The sequence below is a fragment of the Sporosarcina jiandibaonis genome (assembly GCF_013184495.1).
Lineage (GTDB): Bacteria > Bacillota > Bacilli > Bacillales_A > Planococcaceae > Sporosarcina > Sporosarcina jiandibaonis.
In genome coordinates this window covers 636,321-661,734 of the sequence record NZ_JAAOIY010000001.1, presented here as the reverse complement: position 1 = coordinate 661,734, position 25,414 = coordinate 636,321, and the positions used below count along the sequence as shown (strand labels likewise).

25 protein-coding genes are annotated in these 25,414 nt (G+C 39.4%); 21 read left to right on the top strand and 4 right to left on the bottom strand.

The genetic code is table 11. The annotated features are described in order from the left end of the window. Positions 1-195 precede the first annotated feature (195 nt). The 10 genes from G8782_RS03340 to nhaC all read left to right on the top strand — a co-directional run bounded on the left by G8782_RS03340 (position 196) and on the right by nhaC (position 11,290). Positions 196-591 (top strand): thioesterase family protein, encoded by a 396-nt coding sequence (locus G8782_RS03340; RefSeq protein WP_172369482.1) that lies wholly within the window; start codon positions 196-198, stop codon positions 589-591. 46 nt (positions 592-637) lie between these two features. Beyond that, positions 638-1,780, top strand: a complete 1,143-nt coding sequence (locus G8782_RS03335) for an amino acid dehydrogenase (protein ID WP_172369481.1) — start codon at positions 638-640, stop codon at positions 1,778-1,780. Positions 1,781-1,801: 21 nt separating this feature from the next. Next, the gene (pdhA, locus tag G8782_RS03330; RefSeq protein WP_172369480.1) at positions 1,802-2,857 is read left to right on the top strand and encodes a pyruvate dehydrogenase (acetyl-transferring) E1 component subunit alpha; all 1,056 of its coding nucleotides are present in this window, start codon (positions 1,802-1,804) and stop codon (positions 2,855-2,857) included. Positions 2,858-2,859: 2 nt separating this feature from the next. Continuing rightward, the gene (locus G8782_RS03325) at positions 2,860-3,879 is read left to right on the top strand and encodes an alpha-ketoacid dehydrogenase subunit beta (protein ID WP_246231533.1); all 1,020 of its coding nucleotides are present in this window, start codon (positions 2,860-2,862) and stop codon (positions 3,877-3,879) included. Between the two features lie 12 nt (positions 3,880-3,891). Then, positions 3,892-5,100, top strand: coding sequence for a 2-oxo acid dehydrogenase subunit E2 (locus G8782_RS03320; protein ID WP_172369479.1), 1,209 nt, complete (start codon positions 3,892-3,894; stop codon positions 5,098-5,100). Beyond that, on the top strand, positions 5,101-6,519 hold the full coding sequence (gene lpdA, locus G8782_RS03315) for a dihydrolipoyl dehydrogenase (RefSeq protein WP_172369478.1): 1,419 nt from the start codon (positions 5,101-5,103) through the stop codon (positions 6,517-6,519). A 188-nt stretch (positions 6,520-6,707) separates the two neighbouring features. Continuing rightward, positions 6,708-7,700 (top strand): ABC transporter substrate-binding protein, encoded by a 993-nt coding sequence (locus G8782_RS03310; RefSeq protein WP_172369477.1) that lies wholly within the window; start codon positions 6,708-6,710, stop codon positions 7,698-7,700. A gap of 17 nt (positions 7,701-7,717) precedes the next feature. Beyond that, positions 7,718-8,764 carry an ABC transporter permease gene (locus G8782_RS03305; protein ID WP_172369476.1) on the top strand — a complete coding sequence of 349 codons (1,047 nt, stop codon included), beginning with the start codon at positions 7,718-7,720 and terminating at the stop codon, positions 8,762-8,764. Beyond that, the gene (locus G8782_RS03300) at positions 8,739-9,536 is read left to right on the top strand and encodes an ABC transporter ATP-binding protein (RefSeq protein ID WP_172369475.1); all 798 of its coding nucleotides are present in this window, start codon (positions 8,739-8,741) and stop codon (positions 9,534-9,536) included. The genes G8782_RS03305 and G8782_RS03300 overlap by 26 nt, the downstream gene beginning before the upstream one ends. 293 nt (positions 9,537-9,829) lie before the next feature. Next, positions 9,830-11,290: a Na+/H+ antiporter NhaC gene (gene nhaC, locus G8782_RS03295; protein WP_172369474.1), complete on the top strand. Its 1,461-nt coding sequence runs from the start codon at positions 9,830-9,832 to the stop codon at positions 11,288-11,290. 65 nt (positions 11,291-11,355) lie between these two features. On the opposite strand, the gene G8782_RS03290 is transcribed toward nhaC, so the two are convergent. Next, positions 11,356-12,162, bottom strand: coding sequence for a hypothetical protein (locus G8782_RS03290; protein ID WP_172369473.1), 807 nt, complete (start codon positions 12,160-12,162; stop codon positions 11,356-11,358). Next, a complete protein-coding gene (locus tag G8782_RS03285) occupies positions 12,125-12,415 on the bottom strand; it encodes a hypothetical protein (protein ID WP_172369472.1) in 291 nt (96 codons plus the stop codon). The genes G8782_RS03290 and G8782_RS03285 overlap by 38 nt, the downstream gene beginning before the upstream one ends. Positions 12,416-12,502: 87 nt before the next feature. On the opposite strand from G8782_RS03285, the gene G8782_RS03280 reads away from it, so the two are divergent. The 11 genes from G8782_RS03280 to G8782_RS03230 all read left to right on the top strand — a co-directional run bounded on the left by G8782_RS03280 (position 12,503) and on the right by G8782_RS03230 (position 24,078). Next, on the top strand, positions 12,503-13,618 hold the full coding sequence (locus G8782_RS03280; protein WP_172369471.1) for a mandelate racemase/muconate lactonizing enzyme family protein: 1,116 nt from the start codon (positions 12,503-12,505) through the stop codon (positions 13,616-13,618). After that, complete coding sequence (locus tag G8782_RS03275) at positions 13,611-14,303, top strand: GNAT family N-acetyltransferase (RefSeq protein WP_172369470.1); 693 nt, start codon at positions 13,611-13,613, stop codon at positions 14,301-14,303. The genes G8782_RS03280 and G8782_RS03275 overlap by 8 nt, the downstream gene beginning before the upstream one ends. A 206-nt stretch (positions 14,304-14,509) precedes the next feature. Next, positions 14,510-15,328, top strand: coding sequence for a basic amino acid ABC transporter substrate-binding protein (locus tag G8782_RS03270; protein ID WP_246231532.1), 819 nt, complete (start codon positions 14,510-14,512; stop codon positions 15,326-15,328). A 37-nt stretch (positions 15,329-15,365) separates the two neighbouring features. After that, complete coding sequence (locus tag G8782_RS03265; RefSeq protein WP_172370194.1) at positions 15,366-16,097, top strand: ABC transporter permease subunit; 732 nt, start codon at positions 15,366-15,368, stop codon at positions 16,095-16,097. Further along, entirely contained in the window at positions 16,094-16,816 is a 723-nt protein-coding gene (locus G8782_RS03260; protein ID WP_172369468.1) for an amino acid ABC transporter ATP-binding protein, read from the top strand. The genes G8782_RS03265 and G8782_RS03260 overlap by 4 nt, the downstream gene beginning before the upstream one ends. Before the next feature lie 178 nt (positions 16,817-16,994). Beyond that, positions 16,995-19,991 carry an efflux RND transporter permease subunit gene (locus tag G8782_RS03255; RefSeq protein ID WP_172369467.1) on the top strand — a complete coding sequence of 999 codons (2,997 nt, stop codon included), beginning with the start codon at positions 16,995-16,997 and terminating at the stop codon, positions 19,989-19,991. Positions 19,992-20,034: 43 nt separating this feature from the next. After that, the gene (locus G8782_RS03250) at positions 20,035-20,817 is read left to right on the top strand and encodes an SDR family NAD(P)-dependent oxidoreductase (protein WP_172369466.1); all 783 of its coding nucleotides are present in this window, start codon (positions 20,035-20,037) and stop codon (positions 20,815-20,817) included. Positions 20,818-20,956: 139 nt separating this feature from the next. Next, positions 20,957-21,484, top strand: a complete 528-nt coding sequence (locus G8782_RS03245) for a GNAT family N-acetyltransferase (protein WP_172369465.1) — start codon at positions 20,957-20,959, stop codon at positions 21,482-21,484. Between the two features lies 1 nt (position 21,485). Next, entirely contained in the window at positions 21,486-22,961 is a 1,476-nt protein-coding gene (locus G8782_RS03240) for an amidase (RefSeq protein ID WP_246231531.1), read from the top strand. A gap of 158 nt (positions 22,962-23,119) precedes the next feature. After that, on the top strand, positions 23,120-23,602 hold the full coding sequence (locus G8782_RS03235) for a YdcF family protein (protein WP_246231530.1): 483 nt from the start codon (positions 23,120-23,122) through the stop codon (positions 23,600-23,602). A gap of 29 nt (positions 23,603-23,631) precedes the next feature. Continuing rightward, on the top strand, positions 23,632-24,078 hold the full coding sequence (locus G8782_RS03230) for an SRPBCC family protein (RefSeq protein WP_172369463.1): 447 nt from the start codon (positions 23,632-23,634) through the stop codon (positions 24,076-24,078). An 85-nt stretch (positions 24,079-24,163) separates the two neighbouring features. Here the strand turns inward: G8782_RS03230 and G8782_RS03225 are convergent, their stop codons facing one another. Together G8782_RS03225 and G8782_RS03220 are read right to left on the bottom strand one after the other, a co-directional pair. Next, complete coding sequence (locus G8782_RS03225; RefSeq protein ID WP_172369462.1) at positions 24,164-24,886, bottom strand: glycerophosphodiester phosphodiesterase; 723 nt, start codon at positions 24,884-24,886, stop codon at positions 24,164-24,166. A 142-nt stretch (positions 24,887-25,028) separates the two neighbouring features. Beyond that, a complete protein-coding gene (locus tag G8782_RS03220) occupies positions 25,029-25,268 on the bottom strand; it encodes a YkuS family protein (RefSeq protein ID WP_172369461.1) in 240 nt (79 codons plus the stop codon). Between the last annotated feature and the right edge of the window lie 146 nt (positions 25,269-25,414).

The window sequence follows — 25,414 nt, the reverse complement described above, 5'->3', positions numbered from 1 at the left end:
CATTTCCAAAAACACGGAGTTTTCTAATTATTCATTGACTAACATATTACAAATTGGTAAGATTACGTTATATTATTGTTATACGATGGTAAGAGATTTGTAGATTTCAAATGATACATGAAGGAGGATTAGAATCATATATTTTAGATAGGCGTCAAGTTACTCATCAAAATCATCTGCGCAAGGGGTGAATGGATGAAACCCGGTATGGAAGTAGGCATGGAAGAGACGTTGAAAATTATCGTAACAAAAGATATGTTTGCTGCTTTTGAAGGTGAAGTCATACACCCTGTTTATTCGACTGTTGCGATGACGTACCATATGGAATGGGTTTCTCGGAAAATTATTCTCCCTTATTTAGAAAGTCATGAAGAAGGGATGGGAGCGTCAGTGGAGGTGAAACATATTTCGCCTTCCCTATACGGCTCGGAGGTGACTTTGACAGCAACTATTACAGAGTTGCATGACAATATGGTCCTGACAGAAATAGACGCTCATAGCAATTTGGGGTTAATCGGGAAGGGAAAAGTAAAACAAGTTATCTTACCTAAAGAAACTATTAGCAACATGCTTAAAGCTGTGTCACCTTAAGAAAAAAATTTGTTAAGGAGATGCAAATTTCGAGGGGGCTTGTTAAATGAAGTTTGCAGAAGAAACATCTACGGTAAATAAGCTTAATTTATTTGATCGAATGGCTGAACATGAACAGGTATTATTCTGCAATGATCCGTCTACAGGTTTGCGGGCGATTATTGCCATCCATAATACCACACTGGGACCGGCCTTGGGGGGCTGTCGAATGCAGCCGTATGAAAGTGTTGACGAGGCTTTAGAAGATGCATTGCGGTTGTCAAAAGGCATGAGTTATAAATGTGCGGCAGCGGATGTGGATTTCGGCGGGGGGAAAGCGGTCATTATCGGGAATCCCAAAACTGATAAAAGTCCTGAACTATTCCGCGCATTTGGTCAATTCGTCGATTCACTTGGTGGCAGATTTTACACCGGCACCGATATGGGGACGACGATGGATGATTTCATACATGCATTGAAAGAGACAAATTGCATTGTTGGCGTACCGGAGGCCTATGGAGGCGGTGGCGACTCCTCAATCCCGACGGCAGAAGGAGTTTTATATGGCATAAAAGCTACGAATAAAGTGCTGTTTGGAAAAGATGATCTCGGCGGGGTATCGTACGCCGTACAAGGTTTGGGGAAAGTAGGGTTCAAAGTTGCAAAAGCACTGCTTGAAGCCGGGGCTAATCTATATGTAACGGATATTAACGAAGAAAGTATACGGGCAATTGAAAAACTTGAAAGTTCTACACCCGGCACTGTGAAAATTGTCGCGAGTGAAGATATTTACTCGCAAGAAGCGGATGTTTTTGTCCCTTGCGCATTTGGCGGAGTCATTAATGACAATACGATCAATCAATTCAAAGTAAAAGCAATCGCAGGGTCTGCAAATAACCAGCTTCTGCATGAAAGTCATGGAAAGAAACTTCAGGAAAAGGGCATTTTATATGCTCCGGATTATATTATTAATTCCGGTGGATTAATCCAAGTGGCCGATGAACTATACGGTGTAAATCATGAGCGGGTGCTGGCGAAAACAAAGCATATCTATGATGCGATTCTAGAAGTATACAAACTGGCTGAAGCTGATGGAGTATGCACAATGGAATCAGCGAATAGAATGTGTGAGAAGCGGATGGCATCCAGAAGTAAACGTAACGGTTTTTACACGCCTACAGTGAAACCCAAATGGGCAATCCGCAAATGATTGTGTTAGGAGGGATTTAGCATGGAACAAGATTATCCAATAAAAAGAATAATCGATAATGAAGGTTTTTTACTCGATTCATCTTATGAGAGTCAGATAAGCGAAAAACTGGCAAAGGAATTCTATTATCATATGGTTCGAGTACGGACATTTGATAGAAAAGCAATTAATTTACAGCGTCAAGGCCGCCTTGGAACTTATGCGCCGTTCGAGGGACAAGAAGCTTCACAGGTTGGAAGCGCTTTAGCACTCGAATCCGCTGATTGGATATTTCCGACTTACCGGGATCATGGAGCGACATTAACATTCGGTGCGGATATGGTTAGAACTTATTTATATTGGAATGGACGGGTTGAAGGGTGTGTGCCACCGGAAGGCAAAAATATTTTTCCGCCGGCGGTACCGATTGCAACTCAGATTCCGCATGCAGTTGGCGCGGCTTGGGCAGAAAAAATGAAAGGCACAACCAATAGCGCAATAACCTATTTCGGAGATGGTGCAACTTCGGAAGGAGACTTCCATGAAGGATTGAATTTTGCCAGCGTATTTAAAGTCCCCGTAGTCTTTTTTAATCAAAATAACGGTTATGCAATTTCGGTACCGCTTGATCGGCAGATGAATTCTGCAACAATTGCGCAAAAGTCTATTGCATATGGAATTCCCGGAGTTCGTATTGACGGCAATGATTGTTTTGCTGTTTATTTTGAAACGAAAAAAGCTTTTGAACATGCAAGAAGCGGCAAAGGTCCTACTTTGATCGAGGCAGTTACTTGGCGGACAGGAGCACATACGACGGCCGATGACCCGACGAAATATCGTTCTGATGATGAGGGAAAGGATTTTGTGGACCCGATTGATCGTCTGGAAATGTTCATGAAAAATTATGGCTACTGGGACGATGAATGGGCTTCGGGTATTAGAGAAAAAACAGATCTTGAAATTGAAGCAGCGGTGGAAGCGATGGAAAGCTTCCCGGCCGCAGAAGTGCGAGATCTTTTTAACAATGTTTTTGAGAACATGCCGACTCAACTCATTGAACAAAAAGACATATATCTAGCACATTTGAGGAGGGTGTAAAAATGGCGATGGAACTTAAAGAATCATCACATTCGAAACAAACGACTGAGCTAATGACAATGGTTCAAGCTATCAATAACGGTTTGAGAACGATGCTTGAAGAAGATGAACGCATCATCCTATTGGGGGAAGATATCGGTAAAAACGGCGGGGTTTTCCGCGCAACTGAGGGGCTTTATGATGTGTTCGGGGACAATCGTGTAATCGATACGCCTCTTTCTGAAGCCGGCATTATTGGCACGTCTATCGGACTTTCCGTAAATGGATTTAGACCTGTTGCTGAAATACAATTTCTTGGCTTTATATATCCTGCATATGAGCAAATCATGACCCACGTTTCTCGGATAAGAATGCGAACGATGGGTCATTTTACTGTGCCGATGGTCATTCGTGCGCCATACGGGGCCGGAATTCGAGCACCGGATATCCATTCAGATAGTACGGAAGCGCTTTTCACGCATATGCCGGGTTTAAAAGTCGTTTGTCCATCAGGGCCTTATGACGCGAAAGGATTATTGATAGCCGCAATGGAAGATCCCGACCCTGTACTCGTTTTGGAAAATATGAGAAGTTACCGAGCGCAACGAGAAGAAGTTCCAGTTGGTAAATATGCTGTCGAAATCGGTAAAGGAAAACTAGTGAGGGAAGGCACTGATATAACAATTATTGCTTGGGGAGCAATGATTGCTATAGCCGAAAAAGCAGCCGATCACATGGAGAAAAAAGGGGTCCTTTGTGAAGTTATTGACCTTCGAACGCTTTATCCGATAGACCGCGAAATTATTGCCGAGTCCGTGCAAAAAACTACGAGGGCAGTTATTGTACATGAAGCCCATTCGACAGGGGGTCTTGGAAACGATATTGTATCTATCATTAATGATACATCTTTCCTATATTTGCGGGCACCCATTGAACGAGTGACGGGTTTCGATGTTCCCGTACCTCTATTTGCATTAGAAGATCATTATACGCCTACAGTTGCAAGAGTAATTGAAGGGATTGAAAGAGTACTGGATTTTTAAGGAGGGGATGATGTGGTAGAAGTGAAATTGCATGATATCGGTGAAGGCATGACTGAAGGAGAGATTGTAAATTATCTCGTGAAAGTCGGGGATCGGGTCAGTACCGATCAACCGCTAGTCGAAGTGTTGACGGACAAAATGACCGCTGAACTTCCTTCACCTTGCGCGGGCACAGTACGAAAAATCATTGTAGAACCCGGTGAAACTGTTCAAGTAGGCACAAGTCTGATCTATATAGAATCAGATGGGGATCATGAACTTGTTAGTGAAACAAAAACTTTGAATAACTCAGTTGCAGCAACAATTGATCAAGGAATCGAAGGCATCGAACGAATCGCCAACCCTTTTAAAAGAGTTCTCGCAGCGCCTTACACACGCAAATTAGCGCGAGATAACAATATCGATATTGCGGAAGTTCCCGCAACTGATCTTTCTGGCAGAGTTACAGAGGAAGATGTACTTCGATTTATTAAAAAGAATCGGGAAGTCAACGATATAGATGAACAACGAGTACAAATTAAGGAAGAAACTCCAGATGAGATTCCGTTTAGAGGAATCCGCAAAGAAATCGCTAAAAAGATGATGAAATCGCTTTTTACCATTCCACATGTAACCCATTTCGATGAAGCAAACATGACGAATTTATTTGAAATGCGTGAGGATATGAAGAAAGCAGGAGATGCAATTTCGGTCCCCGCTTTTTTTATTAAAGCACTGACGATTTCATTGAAAGAATTTCCAATATTTAATGCTGAACTCGATGAAGAAAATAATCGGATAGTGCTAAAGAAAAACTATCACATCGGATTTGCAACAGAAACAAAAAATGGACTTCTAGTTCCTGTTATTCACGATGCTGATAAAAAATCTATTAAAGAAATTCATCATGAATTAATCGAGTTATCCGAAAAGGCTGTCACGGGAAAGCTATCTCTTGCCGAAATGCAAAATAGTACGTTTTCCATGAGCAATGTTGGCCCGCTTGGAAGTACTGGAGCCACACCAATCATAAACTACCCCGAAACCGCATTAATCTCGTTTCATAAAACGAAAAAACGACCAATCGTAAATGATCAGGATGAAATCGTTATCGGACATATCATGACGCTTTCCATGTCCTTTGACCATCGTGTCGCAGATGGTTCGACGGCTGTTTCTTTTACAAACCGTTTTATAAATCTAATTGAACATCCATATCAACTACTTTTGGAGATGATTTAAATGGTTGTCGGCGAAATCAGTCAAGAGCGAGATCTTGTTATTATTGGAGGGGGTCCCGGTGGTTATTCTGCTGCAATTCGGGCAGCGCAACTCGGACTGTCAGCAACTTTGATTGAACAATCGCAATTAGGCGGCGTTTGTTTGAATGAAGGCTGCATTCCTTCAAAAGTTTTTACGCACGCTGCAGGTAAACTAGCGGAAAAACCGCATTTACAGGATTTAGGGATTTCCGGAATCGACATGGAATTTAATATTAACCAACTTCTCGCTTATAAAACAAAAATAATTAAAAGGCTAAGGACTGGCATTGAAAAATTATGCAAAGAAAATAAAATAGAATTGATCTATGGAAAAGCGACATTTTTAGATGAAAATCGTATTGGTGTCGAAAATGGTCATCAGTTCGATATATTCACTTGTAAAAATACAATTATTGCAACAGGCAGTTCGCCGGTTATGCCATTGGAAGTGACGATCCGCTCTACTAGAATTTTACTTGCTCATGAAATTTTCAATCTTCCAGAAATCCCCGACGATCTACTCGTCATGGGAAATGATTATATCGCTCTGGAAGTCGCTTCATGTTTTGCAGCATTAGGATCCCATGTAACAATTTTCATCGAGAATCAGAGTGGGTTGCCATTTGATGAATCTATAAATAAAGAATTACTTCGGTTATTCAAGAAAAGAAAAGTCAGCTTGATTAATAAAGTCAAGTTGTTGTCAACTGCTGAAACGGAAGATGGAATAACGCTTACAGTTCAATCAGATAAAAATAGGGAAGAGACTTTCGCCGGTTCATATCTGTACGTTTCTGGCGAGAGAATGCCGAATATTGAAACTACAGGCATTGCACGTTTTGGCATACATCAGAATGATCAAGGATTCATTAAAGTCGATGAGAATATGGAATCATCAATCAAATCCATTTACGCAATCGGAGATGTAACGGAAGGCCCCAGACTTGCTGCGAAAGCGATTAAGCAAGGGAAAGCGGCAGTCGAAGTTATTTCAGGGGGAAAGCCAGAAGTCGATCTTACTTTTTTACCCACAATTGTTCACACGCTTCCGCCAATTGCATCGGTAGGCATAACAGAGCAAGATGTAAAAGAACATGGTATAGATGCACGTATATGCGAGTTCCCCATGCGAAGCAATGGATATGCGGCTATAACTGCTAATTCGGAGGGCTTTATAAAAGTTATCTCGGATACGAATACAAGTATTGTTCTTGGGATTCATATGATCGGGGAAGGGGCTGTCGAACTGTCGAGTTCTTTTGTGCAATTACTGGAAATGGCTGCAAAAGAAGAAGATATGAAATTTCCTTCTTATGCACACCCAAGCTACGGGGAAGGTTTATTTGAAGCGGTCGAGGGTTTGGTTGGACAGGCGATTCATATGGCTCCAATTGACTGATATAGCAAATGAAATATGTATCTATACGAAAAATTTCAATAAAATCATTAATGTAAGCGCTTAAACCCTTTGAAGATTCAAAATGTTGTTGACTATCTACTATATCCGGTGGTAGCATTAAGAAAATTTAATAACTTGGAATCAAGTAAATACAAAATATAAACAGACAATAATAAGGGGGAAAAGTAATGAAGAATAATTGGAAAAAATTAATGATTGCGCTTTTCAGTGTTGTGCTTGTACTATCAGCATGTGGGCAAGGTGAAAAAACGGGGGAAGGTGAGAATGCAGGGTCAGACTCAAAAAAATATAAAGTAGGCGTGACCCAAATTGTAGAGCATCCATCGTTAAATGCAGCTTTTGATGGCTTTAAAAAAGCCTTAGAAGATGCGGGACTTGATGTAGAATATGATGAGCAGAACGCACAAAATGACATGGGTAATAATACAACAATCGCTACCAATCTTGTGAATTCTGATGTGGATTTAATCTTCGCGAACTCAACGCCTAGTGCACAAGCAGTAGCGGGCGCGACTAAGGACATTCCAATTGTATTTACATCCGTTACGGATGCAGTAAGTGCTGAATTAATTGAATCTATGGAAAGTCCGGGCGGCAATGTCACAGGCACGATTGATTTGCATCCTGATGCAATTCCAAATACGATGAAATTTTTAAAAGATGAATTAGGTGCGAAAAATATCGGAATGGTGTTTAATGCTGGAGAACAAAACTCGAGAGCCCAAGTGGAATCTGTTAAAGAAATTCTGGAAGAAATGGATATGAAAGTTGTTGAAGCATCTGTATCAACTTCAGCTGAAGTAAAACAAGCTACAGAATCGTTAGTAGGTCAAGTAGATGCATTTTATATTATTACAGATAACACTGTCGTATCTGCACTTGAATCAGTGATTTCAGTTGCCGAAGATAATGAAATTCCAATGATGGTTGCTGAATTTGATTCTGTTAAGCGCGGGGGATTAGGGGCATATGGATTTGAATACTACGATATCGGTTACGAAGCTGGTGAAATGGCTGTTAAGATTTTAAAGGATGAAACTAAACCAGCAGATATACCAGCACAATACCCGCAGAATTTAAAGTTTGTTGTGAATAAAGATGCTGCAGACAAAATGGGTGTGACAATTAAAGATGAATGGAAAGCGGAATTTACTGAATAAACAGGAGATGGTTCTATATGTTTGCTGCACTATTTGGCTCTGTTGAGCAAGGAATCATCTATGCAATTATGGCACTCGGGGTGTATTTGTCATTCCGAGTGTTGGATTTTCCAGATCTAACGGTTGATGGAAGTTTTGTAACAGGAGCTGCGGTGGCTGCTACGATGATTATCTTCGGATATGATCCAATGCTGGCTACTGCGGTAGCTTTACTAATTGGATTTCTTGCGGGATGTATCACTGGCCTCTTGCATACAAAAGGAAAAATTAACCCGCTTCTTTCTGGAATATTAATGATGATCGCTTTATATTCGATAAATTTAAGAATAATGGGTACGACCTCTACCAGTTCTGTTAGCCGTTCAAATATCCCATTGTTAAATGAAGCAACATTGTTTAGTAAATTTCATGAATTTTGGAGTACGCTCGGTATTGATAATAGCATCAATAGTTTTTTCAAAATGCTTGGCGTTCAATATTTACCGGGGACATGGGGAACATTGTTCCTTATGCTCATTATTACTGTCGTTATAAAATTCATCGTTGATTGGTTCTTGCAAACAGAAGTTGGACTTGCAATAAGGGCAACTGGGGATAATAAAAGAATGATTAGAAGTCTGTCCGCTAATACAGATACACTTGTTATTATAGGTCTTGGTGTTTCCAATGCGCTTGTTGCTTTCTCAGGAGCATTAATTGCCCAATATGGAAAGTTTGCCGACGCTGCAATGGGTATTGGAATGATTATAGCCGGATTAGCCTCGGTCATAATTGGTGAGGCAATCTTTGGAACGAAAACGATTATGCGAACAACATTAGCAATCATTATAGGTGCAGTTATTTACAGACTTGTGCTGGCACTTGCGTTTCGAATTAAATTCTTCGATCCGGGAGATTTAAAAGTGATTACCGCGGTTATCGTAATCGGCGCACTAGTTATTCCGCAGTTTATTGAAAAAAGGCGAGAAAAAACTAGGAAGGCGAAACGTCATCATGATCGAGTAGCCGAATTAGCGTTGACAAAGGAGGGAACTGCCATTGCTGAAACTCCAACAAATCAATAAAATTTTTAATGAAGCTACTTTGGATGAAAAAGTTGCTTTGGATGAAATTAATCTTGAGTTGAAATCAGGAGATTTCGTAACTGTGATTGGTAGTAACGGTGCTGGTAAATCGACTATGCTAAATATGATTTCCGGAGCGCTTTCTCCCGATTTCGGCGAGATTATTATTGAGGATACAAATGTAACAAAGTTACCAGAATATAAAAGGTCTCAGATGATCGGAAGAGTATTCCAAGATCCGATGGCCGGTACCGCGCCTTTAATGACTATTGAAGAAAATCTAGCAATGGCTTATTCTAGGGACAAAAAACGTGGATTTAAAAGAGGTGTGGATAAGAAGCGCAGGGAACTGTTTAAAGAAGCACTCGAAACACTGCATTTGAATCTTGAAAATCGCCTTAACGCGAAAGTCGGAACACTATCCGGCGGTGAACGACAAGCCCTTTCGCTTTTAATGGCTACATTTACGCAACCTGCTATTTTACTTCTTGATGAGCATACGGCGGCATTAGATCCATCGCGTGCGGAGTTGATCACTAATATAACAAAGCAACTTGTTGAAAAAGATCGGTTAACTACGTTGATGGTAACACATAATATGCAGCAGGCTCTCGACTTGGGGAATAGACTTATTATGATGGACAAAGGTCAGATCATTTTGGAAGTGGAAGCCGAAGAGAAGAAGGAATTGACAATCGAAAAATTAATGGACGAATTCCAGCGTATTCGCGGGGAGAAATTAACAAGCGATAAAGCGTTATTAAGCATATAATATATATGGTAGTCCTAAGAAAACATCGCGATAGACCGCAATTGGGAAAAGCATCGAAGCGAAGAGTATTCGCATCGATGCTTTCCTTTTATTTTGGGAGAATCTAATACATTTCTTCGGGTTAAAAAACCTATTTCAAAAAATTCAATACTACTTTTCGCTTTGTTTGAAAACGCTTACGAAAATTGTTGAAATGGTATTGACTTTACTGCTTTCTAAGTTTATTATTCATATAACGACTATTAAGCGACATTTGATAATTGTCTGAAAGATTTTGAGCTGGGGGGATTATAATGGAACAAAACCAAAACCAGAAGAAACAGTTAAGTTTTTGGAGGGCACTACTTCCTTTAGTAGTTATGATTATTGTCATGATTTTCACAGTTGTAAAATTGGAGCAAGGGCCCCATATTCCGTTGATTGTAGGAACGACAACCGCAGCTTTAGTTGCTTGGAGGGCAGGGTACTCTTGGAAACAGATCGAGGAAATGATGTATAAAGGAATTCGTCTGGCACTTCCTGCAGTCGTGATTATCATATTGGTCGGACTAACGATTGGTTCTTGGATGGGTGGCGGAATCGTAGCGACAATGATTTATTACGGTTTGCAAATTATTACGCCTTCATGGTTTCTCGTTGCAATATGTCTTATATGTTCAATCGTTTCGTTAGCGATCGGTAGTTCTTGGTCTACGATGGGGACGATTGGTGTAGCTGGAATGGGAATTGGGTTGAGCATGGGTATTCCCGCGGGAATGATTGCGGGTGCAATTATCTCAGGCGCCTATTTCGGGGATAAAATGTCACCATTATCTGATACGACAAACTTGGCAGCCGGGCTGACAGGTACAGATTTGTTTGACCATATTAAACATATGTTATACACGACAGTTCCTGGACTAGCGATTGCACTCGCTGTATATGCTTTTTTAGGTAATCGGTTTGCAACTAATCACATTGAAGCTGTTGAAATTATTCAGACTGCTAAAGTATTGCAAGAAAGTTTTCTTATTACGCCATGGTTATTGCTAGTTCCATTAGCGGTCATCGTATTAGTCGCAACGAAAGTACCGGCAATCCCTGCACTTATTATCGGGATTTTACTCGGATTCCTTGCACAAATCGGTGTTCAGGGAGGTTCGATAGTTGGTGCTATTGAAGCTTTGCAAAGCGGATTTACGATTGCGACGGGTAATGAAATGGTTGATGCCCTTTTTAACGGCGGTGGATTGGATTCAATGATGTATACCGTTTCCATGACAATCGTCGCGATGACTTTTGGGGGGATATTGGAGTTCTCTGGAATGCTAAAAGTATTAATGACTCAGCTGCTAAAAGTAGTTAAATCATCGGCTTCATTAATCATATCAACAATAGGTGCCTGTTTTTTAACAAATGCTTCATGCTCGGAGCAGTACATATCAATTGTCGTGCCTTCACGGATGTTCAGTAAAGCCTATAAGGAAAAAGGACTGCATTCGAAAAATCTATCTCGAGCGCTTGAAGATGGCGGAACACTCACTTCGGTATTCATCCCTTGGAATACATGTGGGGTGTTTATCTTTGGGACGTTAGGAGTTAGTGTTGTTCAATACGGTCCGTATGCAATATTGAATTTACTCATTCCATTCATCTCAATTCTCTACGCGATTACAGGATTCACTATTGTTAAGTTAACCGAGCAGGAAAAGAACGAGCTCGAACTAGAGGAAGAAACAGAAGAACAAGAAAAAGTAAGTTTAGGGATGAATTAAGAGGGACGAAACAAATTGTTTTCAAACTAAAGGAAAGGCCACATAATGTGTTCTTTCCTTTTTTATTAATAAGTAGGAAAATTAAACTCATAGAGGGCACGCGGTCGACCTTGTTTATAAGTCATTTCCTCTCCAACGATTTTCACATAGTTAAATTGTGTAAGCTTTTGAAGTATTCGTTCCGCGGTTCTGCGCGTGACATTAAAATTAAGTGCCAGATCATTAGCCGTAAATTGTTTTGATTGACGAGTTTGATTAAAAACGAGCAATTTTGAAATGTTAGCAGGACTTAGTTTTGTTCTTTTGGCCATTTCGACTAAAGCAGGCTCGGATATTTTCATTTCGATTATTGTATTTGATTGGGGGAAAGGACCATGTAAACTTTTGTCTAAATCTAAAATGTAAAATGAATGAACATTTTTGTTGTCAACGAGATCCAATGCAAAATGGGCGTTTTCTGTTGCATCAACAATTGTTTCACCGCAACCAAACGACATTTTCCCTATGTTTTCCAGTTTTTGAAACAACGTAAGAAATTCATTGTTTTTTAATGAGGATTCAATATTCCCCATCGTAGTAAACAAAGTATATTCTCCATCGAGCTGACTCCAATATGCCTGCAGAATAGACGTCATTTTTTCAACGATTGGTTCCAGATCAGCCATATTGTTTGTTCTTTTAATAAGTCCCACTGCAATTTGGGATGATATACTTTTTTGCAAAATAGCTTCCTGTTTAACGAGTTCAATACTTCGTAATATCGAAGTTTCCGGGTCAATCATTTTAAAAGAAGGAATATTTTGTTGTTGAAGCTCCTCGTAAACAGCATGCACACTAGTAATTGCTATATCTGTTTTCTGAAGTAATTGCAACGGCTGTTTCATCTTGCTTTAAGTATAGTGATGGAATAGGGATATCTAGTAGCACTTCCTTTGAATAAAAGAATGGAAGTGAACCAGAAAATAGGATTGCGTCACATGGCTTTAATGTCCGAATCAAATTAGGAGCTTCTTGTGGTTCATTGTACTGATAAGAAGTAAGTTCGATATCTTTTCGATTGATGACGAGTTGTTCTGTGCGGCGACAAAAATCGGCAGATCCTAAGATAGCAATTTTAACTTTCAAAATGCTTCACCCCCCTCTGAATAGCGACTATTTAACGACAATGATACAATGAATTATAGAAATTGCCAATAGAAAGGATTAGGAAAAATGAAGATATCTCAAATTGAAATTTATGCAATCCATCTACCTCTTTATGAACCATTTGTCATTAGTTATGCTACATACGATTATATGCCGTCAATTATTGTTAAATTAACGACAGATTCTGGTCTTGTAGGTTACGGTGAAGGTGTTGCAGATGAACATGTAACAGGAGAAAGTTGGGAAAGTACATTTGCAATCTTAAAAAATACAATTGCCCCAAAACTTCTCGGTGAAAATCCGAAAAATATAGAACGGATCCACGAATTGATGGATTCAGTGATTTACGGAGTGCCTACTGCAAAAGCTGCAATCGATATTGCTTGTTATGACGTAGTAGGGAAAGCGCTAGGTGTTCCGGTTTATGATTTAATTGGTGGCAGATTCCATAAAGAATTTCCGCTCACGCATGTACTAAGCATTAATTCTCCAGAGAAAATGGCTGATGAAGCAGAAGAACGAGTAGCTGCCGGATATCGTTCCATGAAAATGAAAGTCGGGACGAATGTTGCTGATGATGTACTGCGCATCATTGCCGTGCGAGATCGAGTTGGTGAGGACATCGCGATTCGTGTAGATGTGAATCAAGGATGGAAAAACAGCGCAAACACACTTCAAGGCCTACGAAAACTAGAGTCCGGTGGGTTAGACTGGTTAGAGCAACCGGTTTTAGCCGATGATATCGATGGAATGGTAGAAGTGAAAGCTAAATCCTCTACTCCGATGATGATTGATGAAGGACTGCGCGGAGTCAAAGAAATGAGAGAAATTATTGCAAAGCGGGCTGCCGATAAAGTCAATATAAAACTTATGAAATGTGGAGGGATTTACCCCGCTACAAAGCTTGCCCATATGGCGGAGATGGCTGGAATCGAATGCCAAATCGGGTCGATGGTCGAATCATCAATCGGTTCAGCAGCTGGGTTTCATGTAGCCTTTTCCAAAAAGGTCTTCACAAGTGTGGAATTAACAGGTCCATTGAAATTTAGTAAAGATGTCGGAAACTTACGCTACGACGTGCCATTTATTCGGTTAAATGAAAAGCCGGGATTAGGAATCGATGTTGATGAACAAATATTGCAAGAACTAACAATGTACTCGGAGAAGGTATCAAATGATTAAACAACTTTTATTGAAAAACGGAAAACAAATTGAAGTTAGGCGTTTAACTGCAAAAAATCTGAACGAAATTCTCTTATTGCAACGTAAAGTTATAAGCGCATTGACAACCGCTTCTTTTTTGCAGCCATTGTCAGAAGAAGAGTTTTCAACTATTTTAAACGGCAAAGGACTAATGATTGGCGCTTATTTTAACGATAAGCTAATTGCGTTTAGGGCCATGTTAGAGCCTGAATTAAATGACGAACATTTAGGGAAAGACGCCGGGTTGCCTGAAAGTGCATGGCCGCAAGTATTGTACTCGGAAATAACAAATGTCGATCCAGAGTTCCGCGGAAATAATTTACAAGTGTTGCTTGGAGAAATTATTTTGGGAGAAGTAGATAAGACGCGATTTCGCTACATTTGCACAACTGTCGCCCCGTTTAATATCGCGAGTTTGAAAGATAAATTCGCACATGGATTACAAATCGTTTCGCTTAAAAAGAAATATGGAAACATGCTTAGGTATATTTTAATGAAGGATTTATCGCTAGTTTCAACGGAGCTGAATACTTTAGAAAGTCAGTATATACTAATGGCAGATACAGATAAACAGCAACAATTACTTGAAAACGGATGGATTGGAACCGATATAGAAAAAAGGAACGAAGGTTGGTTTGTTAGATATGATAAGACAGAAAACTGAATAATGTAAAGTAGTAATGACATCTTGCCTACATTCAATAGGCAAGATGTTTTTTTGATATACAAAACTAGTAAAAAGATCTCAGATGCAATTACTCTATTGTATAGGTCGGCCTATTCATATATAATAAACCATACTAACCTGACTTTTCAGATGATTAGGCATGCTCTGGGTAGTGGGAAAAGTAAACAATGGGGGGAATGGCATTGAAGAAAATTACACGCTTCTTTTCTGTAGCACTTTTATTCGCATGTGTCAGCATTATTTTGGTCGGGTGTGGAACGGCTGGTAATTCAAATTCAAGTTCGAATTCAAATTCAAATACGAATTCAAGTGCAGGAGAGGGCGGTAAGAAAAAACTGATTGTCGCAACAGATGCAACGTATGCACCGATGGAGTACATGGACAGCAAGGGTAATATCGTAGGTATTGATATTGACATTGTGAATGCAATTGCCGAGGCGGCAGGTATAGAAGTTGAATATAAAAACTATGGTTGGGAACCGTTATTTCCGGCAGTGAAAAGTGGAGAAGTTGATTTTGCGGTTTCTTCGATTACGATTACTAAAGAACGACAAAAAGAATTCGATTTTACAGATCCATATTTTGTGGCAAATCAATTGATACTTGTTCCAGAAGACTCAGATGTGACGAAATTTGAGGACTTGAAAGATAAAAGAGTATCTGCTCAGATTAATACGACAGGGCATATTGTGGTAGGGGAACTACTAGGGAAAACAAACAAAAACATTGTCGCGACAGAAACGATGCCGTTTGCGATTACAGAAATGCTCAACGGGAATGCCGATGCTTCTGTTGGTGATAACGCAGTTATTATTGATTATCAGAAAAACAATCCAAATGTAAAAGTTAAAACGGTAGAAGATCCAACTTTTGAAAAGGAATATTACGGATTAATGGTCAAAAAAGGAAACCAAGAAATAATTGATATTTTAAATGAAGGCATTAAGAAAATTAAAGAAAATGGAAAGTTGAAAGAAATCACCGGTTTTGATGTGGAATGATTTTTGAACAGTAATCTGGAAACTGGAGGTGATTTCAATCGATTTCCTTGATATAAGACTTGATGTAATCTGGAGCTACCGGGAATTATTTGTTCGCGGGATCGGCGTCACCCTGGCGCTCACATTGATTGGTTATATAGGAGGATTCCTAATAGGACTACTCGTAGCATTAGCGAAAATATCCAAAAAGAAGTGGATCCGGATTCCTGCCAAATATTACGTCGATTTTTTTCGTGGCACGCCATTACTCGTTCAAATATTAATCATTCATGTTGCAGTAATCCCAACTATATTTGGACATTCTCTAGGTCCTTTCGTTTCGGGGATTGTTGCACTCATACTAAATAGTGCGGCATATAATGCTGAAATTATCCGTGCGGGGATTCAGTCGATTGAAAAGGGGCAAATGGAAGCGGCGAGATCTCTCGGAATGCCTAGTGGTGTAGCAATGAGGACAATAATTTTACCGCAAGCATTTCGCAGGATGGTTCCGCCTCTAGGGAATGAATTAATTGCATTGCTTAAAGATTCTTCCCTGGTAATGGTTATTGCAGTGAATGATTTGTTGTATGCCGGTAAAGTTGTTGCCGGGGCTAGTTTTCGAACCTGGGAGCCATATTTAACAATTGCTTTTTTGTATTTAATCCTTACATTTATTTTTTCTAAAATAATTACGTATGTAGAAAAACGATTTAGTAATAGTTATGTGCCGTCAAGTAGAAGAAGAATTTTTTCATTTGGCCGAAGTAAGGGGGTCGATAGTGAATGATTAAAATTCAAGGTTTATATAAATCATTTGGAGATTTGGAAGTACTAAAAGGAATCGACAATGAAATTAAGCAAAAAGAAATTGTTTGTGTTATTGGTCCAAGTGGTTCCGGAAAGAGTACATTTTTACGGTGTATAAATTTATTGGAAGAAGTAACTGCTGGTGAAATCTTTATAGATGGCATCAAAGTCAATGATGAGAAAACAGATATTAATGATATTCGAACAGAAGTTGGAATGGTATTCCAGCAGTTCAATCTTTTTCCGCATATGAGGGTATTGGAAAACATTACGCTAGCTCCGAAAAAAATCAGGAAAATGAATCCAAAAGATGCGGATGAGTTGGCGCGTCAGTTGCTTGAAAAAGTTGGGTTAAGCGATAAAGCCAAAGCATATCCGGAACAATTGTCTGGCGGCCAGCAGCAACGGGTGGCCATCGCTAGAGCATTGGCGATGAAACCGAAGATTATGCTATTCGATGAACCAACCTCCGCACTCGATCCGGAAATGGTGAAGGAAGTATTGGATGTAATGAAACAACTAGCTCTTGAAGGAATGACAATGGTCGTCGTAACCCATGAAATGGGCTTCGCAAGAGAGATGGGGGATCGTGTTTTATTTTTAGACCAAGGGCTTCTTGTCGAGGAAGGTAAACCAGATCAACTATTTAATCATCCTAAACATGAACGAACGAAAGCATTTTTGAGTAAAGTGTTATAAAAATTAATGACCATCCTTTCCGGAGTGCTTATTGCTCTGGGGTAGGATGGTGTTTATTTGAGTAGTCAGACTTTAGTCTGAAGAGAATTCATCCGCTGGACTGTTCTATTATTCTTAATTTCAAACTAAGCTGAATATGGACAGAAAATTTCGGAATTTAAAGACAGGGGTGTCTAAGATGGTGCGTTTTACAAAGTGGGCATTGAAGAACAGAGCAGCGGTTATTTTGTTGATTGTTTTGACGTTGGGGTTTGGAACACTTAGTTATTTTACACTGCCTAAGGAATTATTACCAGCGGCGGATAATCCGATGGTCACAGTGATTGTCATGGGACAGGGAGCGGATGCCAAAACAGTCGAGGAGCAGGTAACAAAACCGATCGAAAAAGCAATTGGGACCGTGAAAGGGAAGAAGCATGTCTTTTCTACTTCTGCTGATGGGTATACATCAGTAGATATATCGCTCGATTCATCTGTAGATATGGATGAAGCAAAAGTTCAGGTACAAGAGGCTCTGAATGGATTGCAGCTACCAGAAGGGTATTCAGCGCCAATTGTATCGCAATTGAACATTGACATGATTCCATTATGGCAAATTGGGATTTCATTTCCGAATGGAATTGCGCGCGAAGATATGGAAAAGGTTGAGAATGAGATTGTGCCTACTTTTCAAGGAATAAATGGTGTAGCAAATGTTGTAGTCTATGGAAATCAACAAACCCAAGTCACAATAACACCTGATACTGAAAAAATGGCGACTTATCAAATTCCAATTCAAAGTTTAATGGGAATATTACAAGGGAAAAACCTAGCAGTGGCAGTAGGGGAAGAAACGATTGATGATAAGAAGACCAATATTAAAGTGATTGGCCAAATTAAAGGTGTAAAAGAGCTTGAAGAATTGCAAATTGCACCGAATATCCAGTTAAAAGACATTGCGACAGTTGCTACTACTGATTCCAACTCAACATTTTTAACGCGTGTAAATGGAGAGGAAGCAGTTGCTTTACTACTTTATAAAGACTCCAATGCGAACGCAGTTGCGATCGGTAAAAAAGTGAATGAGTCGATTTCGCAAGTAAATGAAAAGTTCACTTCTACTATTAAAGCTTCGATGCTCATGTCATTCTCTGATTTTATTGTCCAGTCTGTTGATAGTATGATGGGCGCTGTACTCATGGGGGCATTATTTGCAACAATTATTATATTTCTATTTTTACGTCATTTACGAATGACATTCATCACGGTTGTGAGTATTCCACTATCTTTAGGGTTAACATTGTTTTTACTATCGCAATCAGGGGTAACGCTAAACCTGTTGACGATTGGGGCAGTTGCCGTAGCGGTAGGACGATTGGTTGATGATAGTATTGTCGTTATTGAAAATGTTTTCAGGAAAGCACAAAATGGTGATTTTTCGAAAGATGTAATTGTAAATGCCACAAAGGAAGTCGCTGCTGCAATTACTTCCTCAACATTAACAACTGTTGCTGTCTTTTTACCAATGGGTCTAGTAAAGTCGATGCAAGACTTGTTATTACCGTTTGCATTAACGATTACGTATGCATTGTTGTCGTCACTTCTTGTAGCATTAACTGTTGTCCCGCTTATGAGTACGAGATTACTCAAAAAAGGGAAATTACCAGTCTATAAAAAACCACAATTGTATCTTCGTATATTATCGTGGTGTTTACGACATAAATGGGTCCCGCTTATCTTGTCATTTATCATTTTTGTCGGTTCAATTGGGATGTATGCAATTATGCCAAAAGGGGCAGAAGATGCCGCGGACAATGACGTAAGCATCATGCTAGAATATCCGGATGAAATACCATTTACTAAAGTACAAGATGAGGTATTAGAATTTGAAAAGTACCTAAATGAGCAATCAGTGGTAGAAGAAGTAATTCTTTTTCTAGGATCGAATCCAGAAGATGCACAGTTTAGCACTGTAAATTCACAAAATACAGGACAATTTCATCTCGTGATGAAAAAGGGTGCGGATACAGAAAAGTTCATTGAACAAATTAACAGAGAAACTAAGGAATATAGCGATGCTGAATTCGATGTTCAGGTTCTAGCTTCTTTAATTAGTTTCAATGATTCAACAATTACGTTAGATGTTGTTGGGGAAGATGCTAGCAAACTCGTTCAATCTTCGGATGAAATCATGGAAGTTGTAAAGGGTATTAAAGGTGTTGAAAAAGTATCAAGTAACCAAAATGAATTAAAGTCCGTCTACGAAATTGTCGTGAATCAAGAGAAGGCAAATGCAGAAGAAATTGCAAGGCAAGTTCAATTCTTATTAAACCCATTTCCAATTGGTTCAATAAATTTGGATGACAAAGATACTGTCGTTGTGCTAGATAGTTCAGCATCACCAACAACTGAGGCGGATTTAAAAAAGCTGACTGTTACAGTCAATGGTGAAACAGTGCTACTTTCGTCAATCGCAAAGCTAGAAAAACTAACGAAACCTACAAGTGTTTTACGAAAAGATGGAAATGAATATGTGCGGATTAGCGTGGAAGTGGATCCCGGTAATATATCGGGAATTGCCAATGAGATTACAGAGAAGACGACCAATCTTACATTGCCGAGTGATGTTAGTTTGGAAACTGGCGGGGCTGCTAGTGCCCAAGAAGAGCAATTTCTGGAGTTATTTCAGCTAATGGCAGTTTCGATTGGTCTTGTTTACTTGATTATGGTGTTAACATTTAAAACGTTGCGTGCACCACTAGTCATTCTATTCACTCTACCACTTGCGATGATTGGGGCAGTGCTTGGTTTGCTAATTTCACGAACACCGATTGATATAGGTGCCATGCTCGGTGCATTAATGTTAATCGGAATTGTTGTAACAAACGCAATTGTGCTTTTAGATCGAGTTAGACAAAACGAAGAGAAAATGCCGATTCGTGAAGCGTTGCTTGAAGCTGGTGCAACTAGATTCCGTCCAATACTAATGACTGCACTTGCTACAATTTTCGCGATGGTTCCATTATTATTCGGAAAAGAAGAGCTGGGAAGCATCCTTGTTTCTAAAGGTTTAGCAGTTGTGGTTATTGGGGGATTGGCGGTTGCAACGTTGCTTACCTTAGTTGTTATTCCTGTTGTATATGAATTATTTCACTTTCGAAAAGCGAAGCAACAACGATTAGAGAAGAATATGTAGTATAGTCATATCAAAAGATATGTGAGAAAGAGGAGAGATTTTCATGGAATTAGGATTATCGGGAAAAGTCGCAATCATCACCGGTTCGAGTAAAGGAATTGGGCTTGAAACAGCATTGCATTTAGTGAGAGAGGGCGCGAGTGTTACAATTTGCGCACGAAATATTGAAAATTTAAAGATGTCGGCAAAACATATAGAAGACGAAACGGGCGTGGAAGTTCATTATATTGAAACAGATGTAACGAAGGAAAAGGATTGCAAAAGGCTTGTAACGTCTACGGTAGAAAAATATGGCCGATTGGATATCGTCGTTAATAATGCGGGCACGTCAGCAGCAAATCCATTTGAAGAAGTAGGTACTGATTTATGGCAGGAAGATTTGGATTTAAAACTATTCGGTGCTATTCATTGTTCCCGCTATGCGATTCCTTACATGCGTGATGCAGGGGGAGGGGCTATTGTGAACGTGACGGCACAGGCAGCCAAAACACCGCCAGCTTCTTCTTTGCCGACGACAGTAAGCCGAGCTGCGGGTATGGCGCTTACAAAGGCGATGAGCAAGGACTTAGGTAAAGACAATATTCGAGTGAACACGGTTTGCATTGGTTTAATTCGCAGTGATCAAATCGAAAAAAACTGGAAACGGAATTCGCCTGAATTTACATGGGAACAATATTCAAAGGAAGCGGGTAGTAATATTCCTCTCGGTCGTATCGGGAATACCGCAGAAGCGGCACAAGTTATCACATTCCTTGTTTCAGATGCGGCGTCTTATGTAACGGGAACTGCTGTGAATATCGATGGAGGTCTGGCCGGGGCATTGTAATAAAGAATATGAAAAAGCTTATAGGCGTAAAGCGCTTATATGCTTTTTTTCTTTTCATGCAAATAAAAGAAGGGAATTACTTCATCATTGGAGAATAGTCGTAGCCATGTGCTCAAATTGACTATTGAGGTGAGGTAAAATGTTTCCGGTGTTAGAAACAGAAAGACTAGTATTAAGGGAAATTATTAACGAAGATGCCAATGCGATTTTTTATAATTTTACCAACGATGATGTCATACAGTATTATGGGACAGAAAAATTTAATGGAATTGAAGAGGCAAAAAAAATCATCGAGATATTTGCAATCAATTATGTTGAGAAACGAGGTATTCGATGGGGCATTCAAAGAAAAGATGATCAAAAAATTATAGGGACAATCGGTTTTCATGCCTGGTTTCAAAAACATAAACGTGCTGAAATCGGCTATGAAATACACCCAGATTATTGGAGAAAAGGATACACCCACGAAGCGTTACTCGAAATTATTTCATATGGATTCGAAGAAATGGAATTAACCCGAATAGGCGCAGTCGTATTTACTGAAAACGAGGCATCCAATAAGCTATTAACAAAAATAGGTTTCCAAAATGAAGGATTATTAAAGAATTATATGTATCAAAACGGTAAACCGCATGATACGTATATTTATTCTTTCCTGAGAAGGTAAAATGACTAAAGGCGGGATGGTTGATGTGAGCGTATTGAAGCGAGTTGATTTAGAAGCAAAGGGGCATAGTGTACTAGACTTGGATGCGAGTGAACTTGCGCGGATGATTGCCGATAAAAAAATTACCTCTCGTGAAGCTACGGAGACATTTATAAATCATATTCAAAAAGTAAATCCCTCTCTGAATTTTTTAGTAGAAGATAGATTTTCAACTGCATTGAAAGAAGCGGACGAAGCTGATCAGCGAATACGTGAAAATAAGACATGCGGAAAACTTTTTGGAGTGCCGATTAGTATGAAAGAATCCTTTCACGTCGATGGGATGAAGACGACTGGCGGTTTATTACACAGAAGAAATGCTATCCAAACTTCAGATGCCGAGTTGGTCAAGAAATTAAAAGGCGAAGGCGCAATCATTTTAGGGAAAACAAATACGCCCGAACTTTGTTTCTGCCAAGAAACAGATAATAAATTATATGGCCGTACGAATAATGCTCGAGATATGTCGAGGACAGCTGGTGGATCTAGTGGCGGAGAGGCAGTCATGATGTCAGTGGGCGGGGCTGCGGCTGGCATAGGGTCGGATATTGGCGGTTCAATCCGCTTTCCAAGTCATTTTAATGGCGTCATAGGATTTAAATCGGGCAATAGCCAAGTTTCATCTATTGGAAGTTATCCCCCGGAAAGCCATTCGCTTCAAAGTAGAATGCTAGGAATTGGACCGATTACGAAATCAGTGAGGGATGTAGAGTTACTCTATAATATCATTGCCAAAACAGAAGCAGCAGTTCAAGATATTAAAGAGTTCAAAATTAGTGTTCTATCCAAATCGGGCTATCCGATATCTACCGCTACTGCAAATTTGATGGATTTGGTATATAGTCGTTTAAAAGATGAGTTTAATGCAGAAAGAACAATTCCGCCTTTTTTCAAGGAATCTTCCCGCATATGGCAAGAAATCATGTCTATCGATGGTGCTGCGGGACCCGGAAAGGAAGCATTTGGCGACGAACCAGTAAGTCCGATTCGCGCTTATCTGAGTGAATTAGTCAATGGGAAAGCAAAAGTTCATCGATACATGTCGTGGGCGCTCATCGGGGCTTCTTTATTTAAACCGTCAGAAAAACGTGTTAAAGAAATCGAAGAGTTTGTTGCCCAGGGCGATGAAATCTTAGATGATTACTTGCATGGACGAATACTCATTTTCCCCGTTTACCATACCGCTGCTCCTTTTCACGGCGTTGTTTATAAGGAAATTTTTTCGATACGAAAAACATATGAAAAGTATATGCCTCATGTCGCGTACGCGAATGTATGGGGTCTTCCTTCGTTAACGATTCCAATCGGGGTTGATGAAGCAGGTATGCCGATTGCAGTACAGTTGATTAGTAAAAATGGAAATGAAGATGCGCTTTTTAAACTTGGGGAATTGATAGAACAGGAATATAAAAGTTATCACCGAGTTATTTTTATGTAATACGAGGGGGCCGGGCCGGTGTATGGTCCCCAATTTTTTATAAGAAACGGGTGATTGCGATAAGTTTCGTCATGAAAGTAACATTAACAATTTCTATTCTGGTAATTTTCATAGTTGTTTTTTTGTGGATTCTTACAGGAGCATGGATGGCAGATGGATTGAAACCGAAAGCTAGTGGATCAAATGAATATGCAATCATTTTAGGTGCAAAAGTGAATGGTGAAATTCCTTCGCTTTCATTGCAATATCGATTAGATGCTGCATTGGATTATGCACAACAACACCCTCATGTATACTTGATATTATCTGGTGGACAAGGAGCAGGCGAACATATTAGCGAAGCGGAGGCCATGACACGTTTCTTAGTTGAAAACGACATAACGGAAGAACGTTTATTATTTGAAGACATGTCAACTTCTACTTATGAAAACTTACTTTATTCTATTGAAAAGATTCCTGATTATATAGAAGAAATAACAATTATTACTAGCGATTATCACCTAGCGAGAGCAAAGCGTATTGCTCGCAGTCTTGGTTTTCAAGCTGATGTCGTTGCAGCTGAAACGCCGAAAGTGGTGGAACTAAAATTGAAAACACGTGAACGGTTGGCATTAATTAAAAATGTGATTGTTGGAAATTAAGCAATCGCTAACTGGAGGAGAATTAATTTATGAAACAGTGGTCGAGAGAGATAGAGATAAATGCACCAATCGAAGATGTTTGGATGCTGTTCAATGGATCGTTAGAAGAGTTGCAAAAAATCATGCCGCAAGTCGTTGAGAATACACCGATAAAAGAAACGGAAGAAAAGGTTGGCAGTATCTATTTGCAGAAATATAAAGAAGGAAAACGAGTAATGGAGTACGAAGTAGAAACAATGGAATATAAGAACGCTTCAAATGAAAAAATGCTGAAAGCCGGCTTCACACTTTCAAATATGTTTGAAATTACAGCAAAATACGAACTCCTTAAACGAGAGGACAATAAAACTTTTTTTAAATACACAACGACAAATCGACCTTTAAAATGGTTCATTAAACCGTTTTTATTGTTCGCAAACGATAAAGTCGTCGTCCAATTTGTTCAACGCGTGAAAGATGTGGCAGAAAAAGGATAGTAGAAATAGCAATCTACCTGTAGGTGGTCGATTCACTGAAGGAATCTGACCACCTGATTAAAGCAGTTTTAAAAATAGATTCAATTCATCTGTCTGCCATGTACTCGTACAGTTTCTCAGGATAATCGGTGAAAATAGCGTCCACTCCAATTTCTTTTAAAGCGCTTAAATACTTAAAAGTATTAATAGTAAAGACTCGAACAATTATACCTTCGCTGTATACTTCTCGCATTGACGGCCTCAAAGCTGCTCGGGCTTTAATGTGTAATGCATCGGTAGGAATTGCTCTAACATAATCTAGTGGATTATTTAATGGTTTCATAAATAAAGCAGCCGTCTCAATATGTGGGGCAAGTTCTTTTACCGTCCGAATTGCATCGAGGTTGAAAGATGAAATGACGACACGATTATCTAAATTTAAGTTTCCAATTAGGTCCAAAACCTTCTCGGTCATACCTGGATAATTGATAACATCCGATTTCAGTTCAATATTCAAATGATGTGTTGTTTCCAAATAGATTTCTAAAACCTCGTATAAAGTGGGAATTACTTCACCTTTAAATTTAAATGAAAACCATGAGCCGAAATCATAGTTTCTTAATTCTGCAAGAGTCATGTCTTGGACAAACCCCTTGCCATTTGAAGTCCTGTCAATTTTTTCGTCGTGTATGACAACCAATTCACCATCCTTTGTCATATGTACGTCTAATTCTATACCATGTATAGGAAGTTTCGCAGCATCCAGAAATGCAGCAAGCGTATTTTCCGGATGTGTCCCTGAAGATCCGCGGTGGGCGTAAATTTTCATTTATTAAACTCCTTTTTACAGATGTCTTTTGTTTACTCTATCATAGTTTATTTCAGAATAAATGAATGATGCAAGAAATGTAGATATAAAAAAGACATTAGAAAAAGCAGCACCCTCTCGATGCTGCCAGATAAAAAGCACATTATTGCATTTGACTTAAACGACTTTCAACAGCTTCGACAGCGTCGTTGATCGACATTCCTGTCATAGCAACTACAGGGAATGTAAATTCGTCATTATGTCCTTCGTTAATCGCTCTTACGACCCCGAGATCATAGCCTGTGACATTTTCATCTGTGTTGAACATTGTCACTTCATGACCTTTCTCCTCCAAGGCTGTTTTCATGTCATCAAATGGTTCTTCTACCGCAATTTTAGCCATTTAAAATTTCCTCCATTCCAAATGAAATCTATCCTATACCTTCTCCCAAATAATCATCGTATAACCATGGATATTAATTCCTAAAAAGATAATGAGCCTAAAAGGTTAAAAATTACATGGATATATATGGTATACTTCATATTGCA

What these genes read in the sequence shown, in the direction of transcription:
- G8782_RS03340 (WP_172369482.1), top strand. Translation starts at nt 196, where the DNA reads ATGAAACCCGGTATGGAAGTAGGCATGGAAGAGACGTTGAAAATTATC.
- G8782_RS03335 (WP_172369481.1), top strand. Translation starts at nt 638, where the DNA reads ATGAAGTTTGCAGAAGAAACATCTACGGTAAATAAGCTTAATTTATTT.
- pdhA (WP_172369480.1), top strand. Translation starts at nt 1,802, where the DNA reads ATGGAACAAGATTATCCAATAAAAAGAATAATCGATAATGAAGGTTTT.
- G8782_RS03325 (WP_246231533.1), top strand. Translation starts at nt 2,860, where the DNA reads ATGGCGATGGAACTTAAAGAATCATCACATTCGAAACAAACGACTGAG.
- lpdA (WP_172369478.1), top strand. Translation starts at nt 5,101, where the DNA reads ATGGTTGTCGGCGAAATCAGTCAAGAGCGAGATCTTGTTATTATTGGA.
- G8782_RS03310 (WP_172369477.1), top strand. Translation starts at nt 6,708, where the DNA reads ATGAAGAATAATTGGAAAAAATTAATGATTGCGCTTTTCAGTGTTGTG.
- G8782_RS03305 (WP_172369476.1), top strand. Translation starts at nt 7,718, where the DNA reads ATGTTTGCTGCACTATTTGGCTCTGTTGAGCAAGGAATCATCTATGCA.
- nhaC (WP_172369474.1), top strand. Translation starts at nt 9,830, where the DNA reads ATGGAACAAAACCAAAACCAGAAGAAACAGTTAAGTTTTTGGAGGGCA.
- G8782_RS03280 (WP_172369471.1), top strand. Translation starts at nt 12,503, where the DNA reads ATGAAGATATCTCAAATTGAAATTTATGCAATCCATCTACCTCTTTAT.
- G8782_RS03275 (WP_172369470.1), top strand. Translation starts at nt 13,611, where the DNA reads ATGATTAAACAACTTTTATTGAAAAACGGAAAACAAATTGAAGTTAGG.
- G8782_RS03260 (WP_172369468.1), top strand. Translation starts at nt 16,094, where the DNA reads ATGATTAAAATTCAAGGTTTATATAAATCATTTGGAGATTTGGAAGTA.
- G8782_RS03255 (WP_172369467.1), top strand. Translation starts at nt 16,995, where the DNA reads ATGGTGCGTTTTACAAAGTGGGCATTGAAGAACAGAGCAGCGGTTATT.
- G8782_RS03250 (WP_172369466.1), top strand. Translation starts at nt 20,035, where the DNA reads ATGGAATTAGGATTATCGGGAAAAGTCGCAATCATCACCGGTTCGAGT.
- G8782_RS03245 (WP_172369465.1), top strand. Translation starts at nt 20,957, where the DNA reads ATGTTTCCGGTGTTAGAAACAGAAAGACTAGTATTAAGGGAAATTATT.
- G8782_RS03240 (WP_246231531.1), top strand. Translation starts at nt 21,486, where the DNA reads ATGACTAAAGGCGGGATGGTTGATGTGAGCGTATTGAAGCGAGTTGAT.
- G8782_RS03230 (WP_172369463.1), top strand. Translation starts at nt 23,632, where the DNA reads ATGAAACAGTGGTCGAGAGAGATAGAGATAAATGCACCAATCGAAGAT.
- G8782_RS03225 (WP_172369462.1), bottom strand. Translation starts at nt 24,886, where the DNA reads ATGAAAATTTACGCCCACCGCGGATCTTCAGGGACACATCCGGAAAAT.
- G8782_RS03220 (WP_172369461.1), bottom strand. Translation starts at nt 25,268, where the DNA reads ATGGCTAAAATTGCGGTAGAAGAACCATTTGATGACATGAAAACAGCC.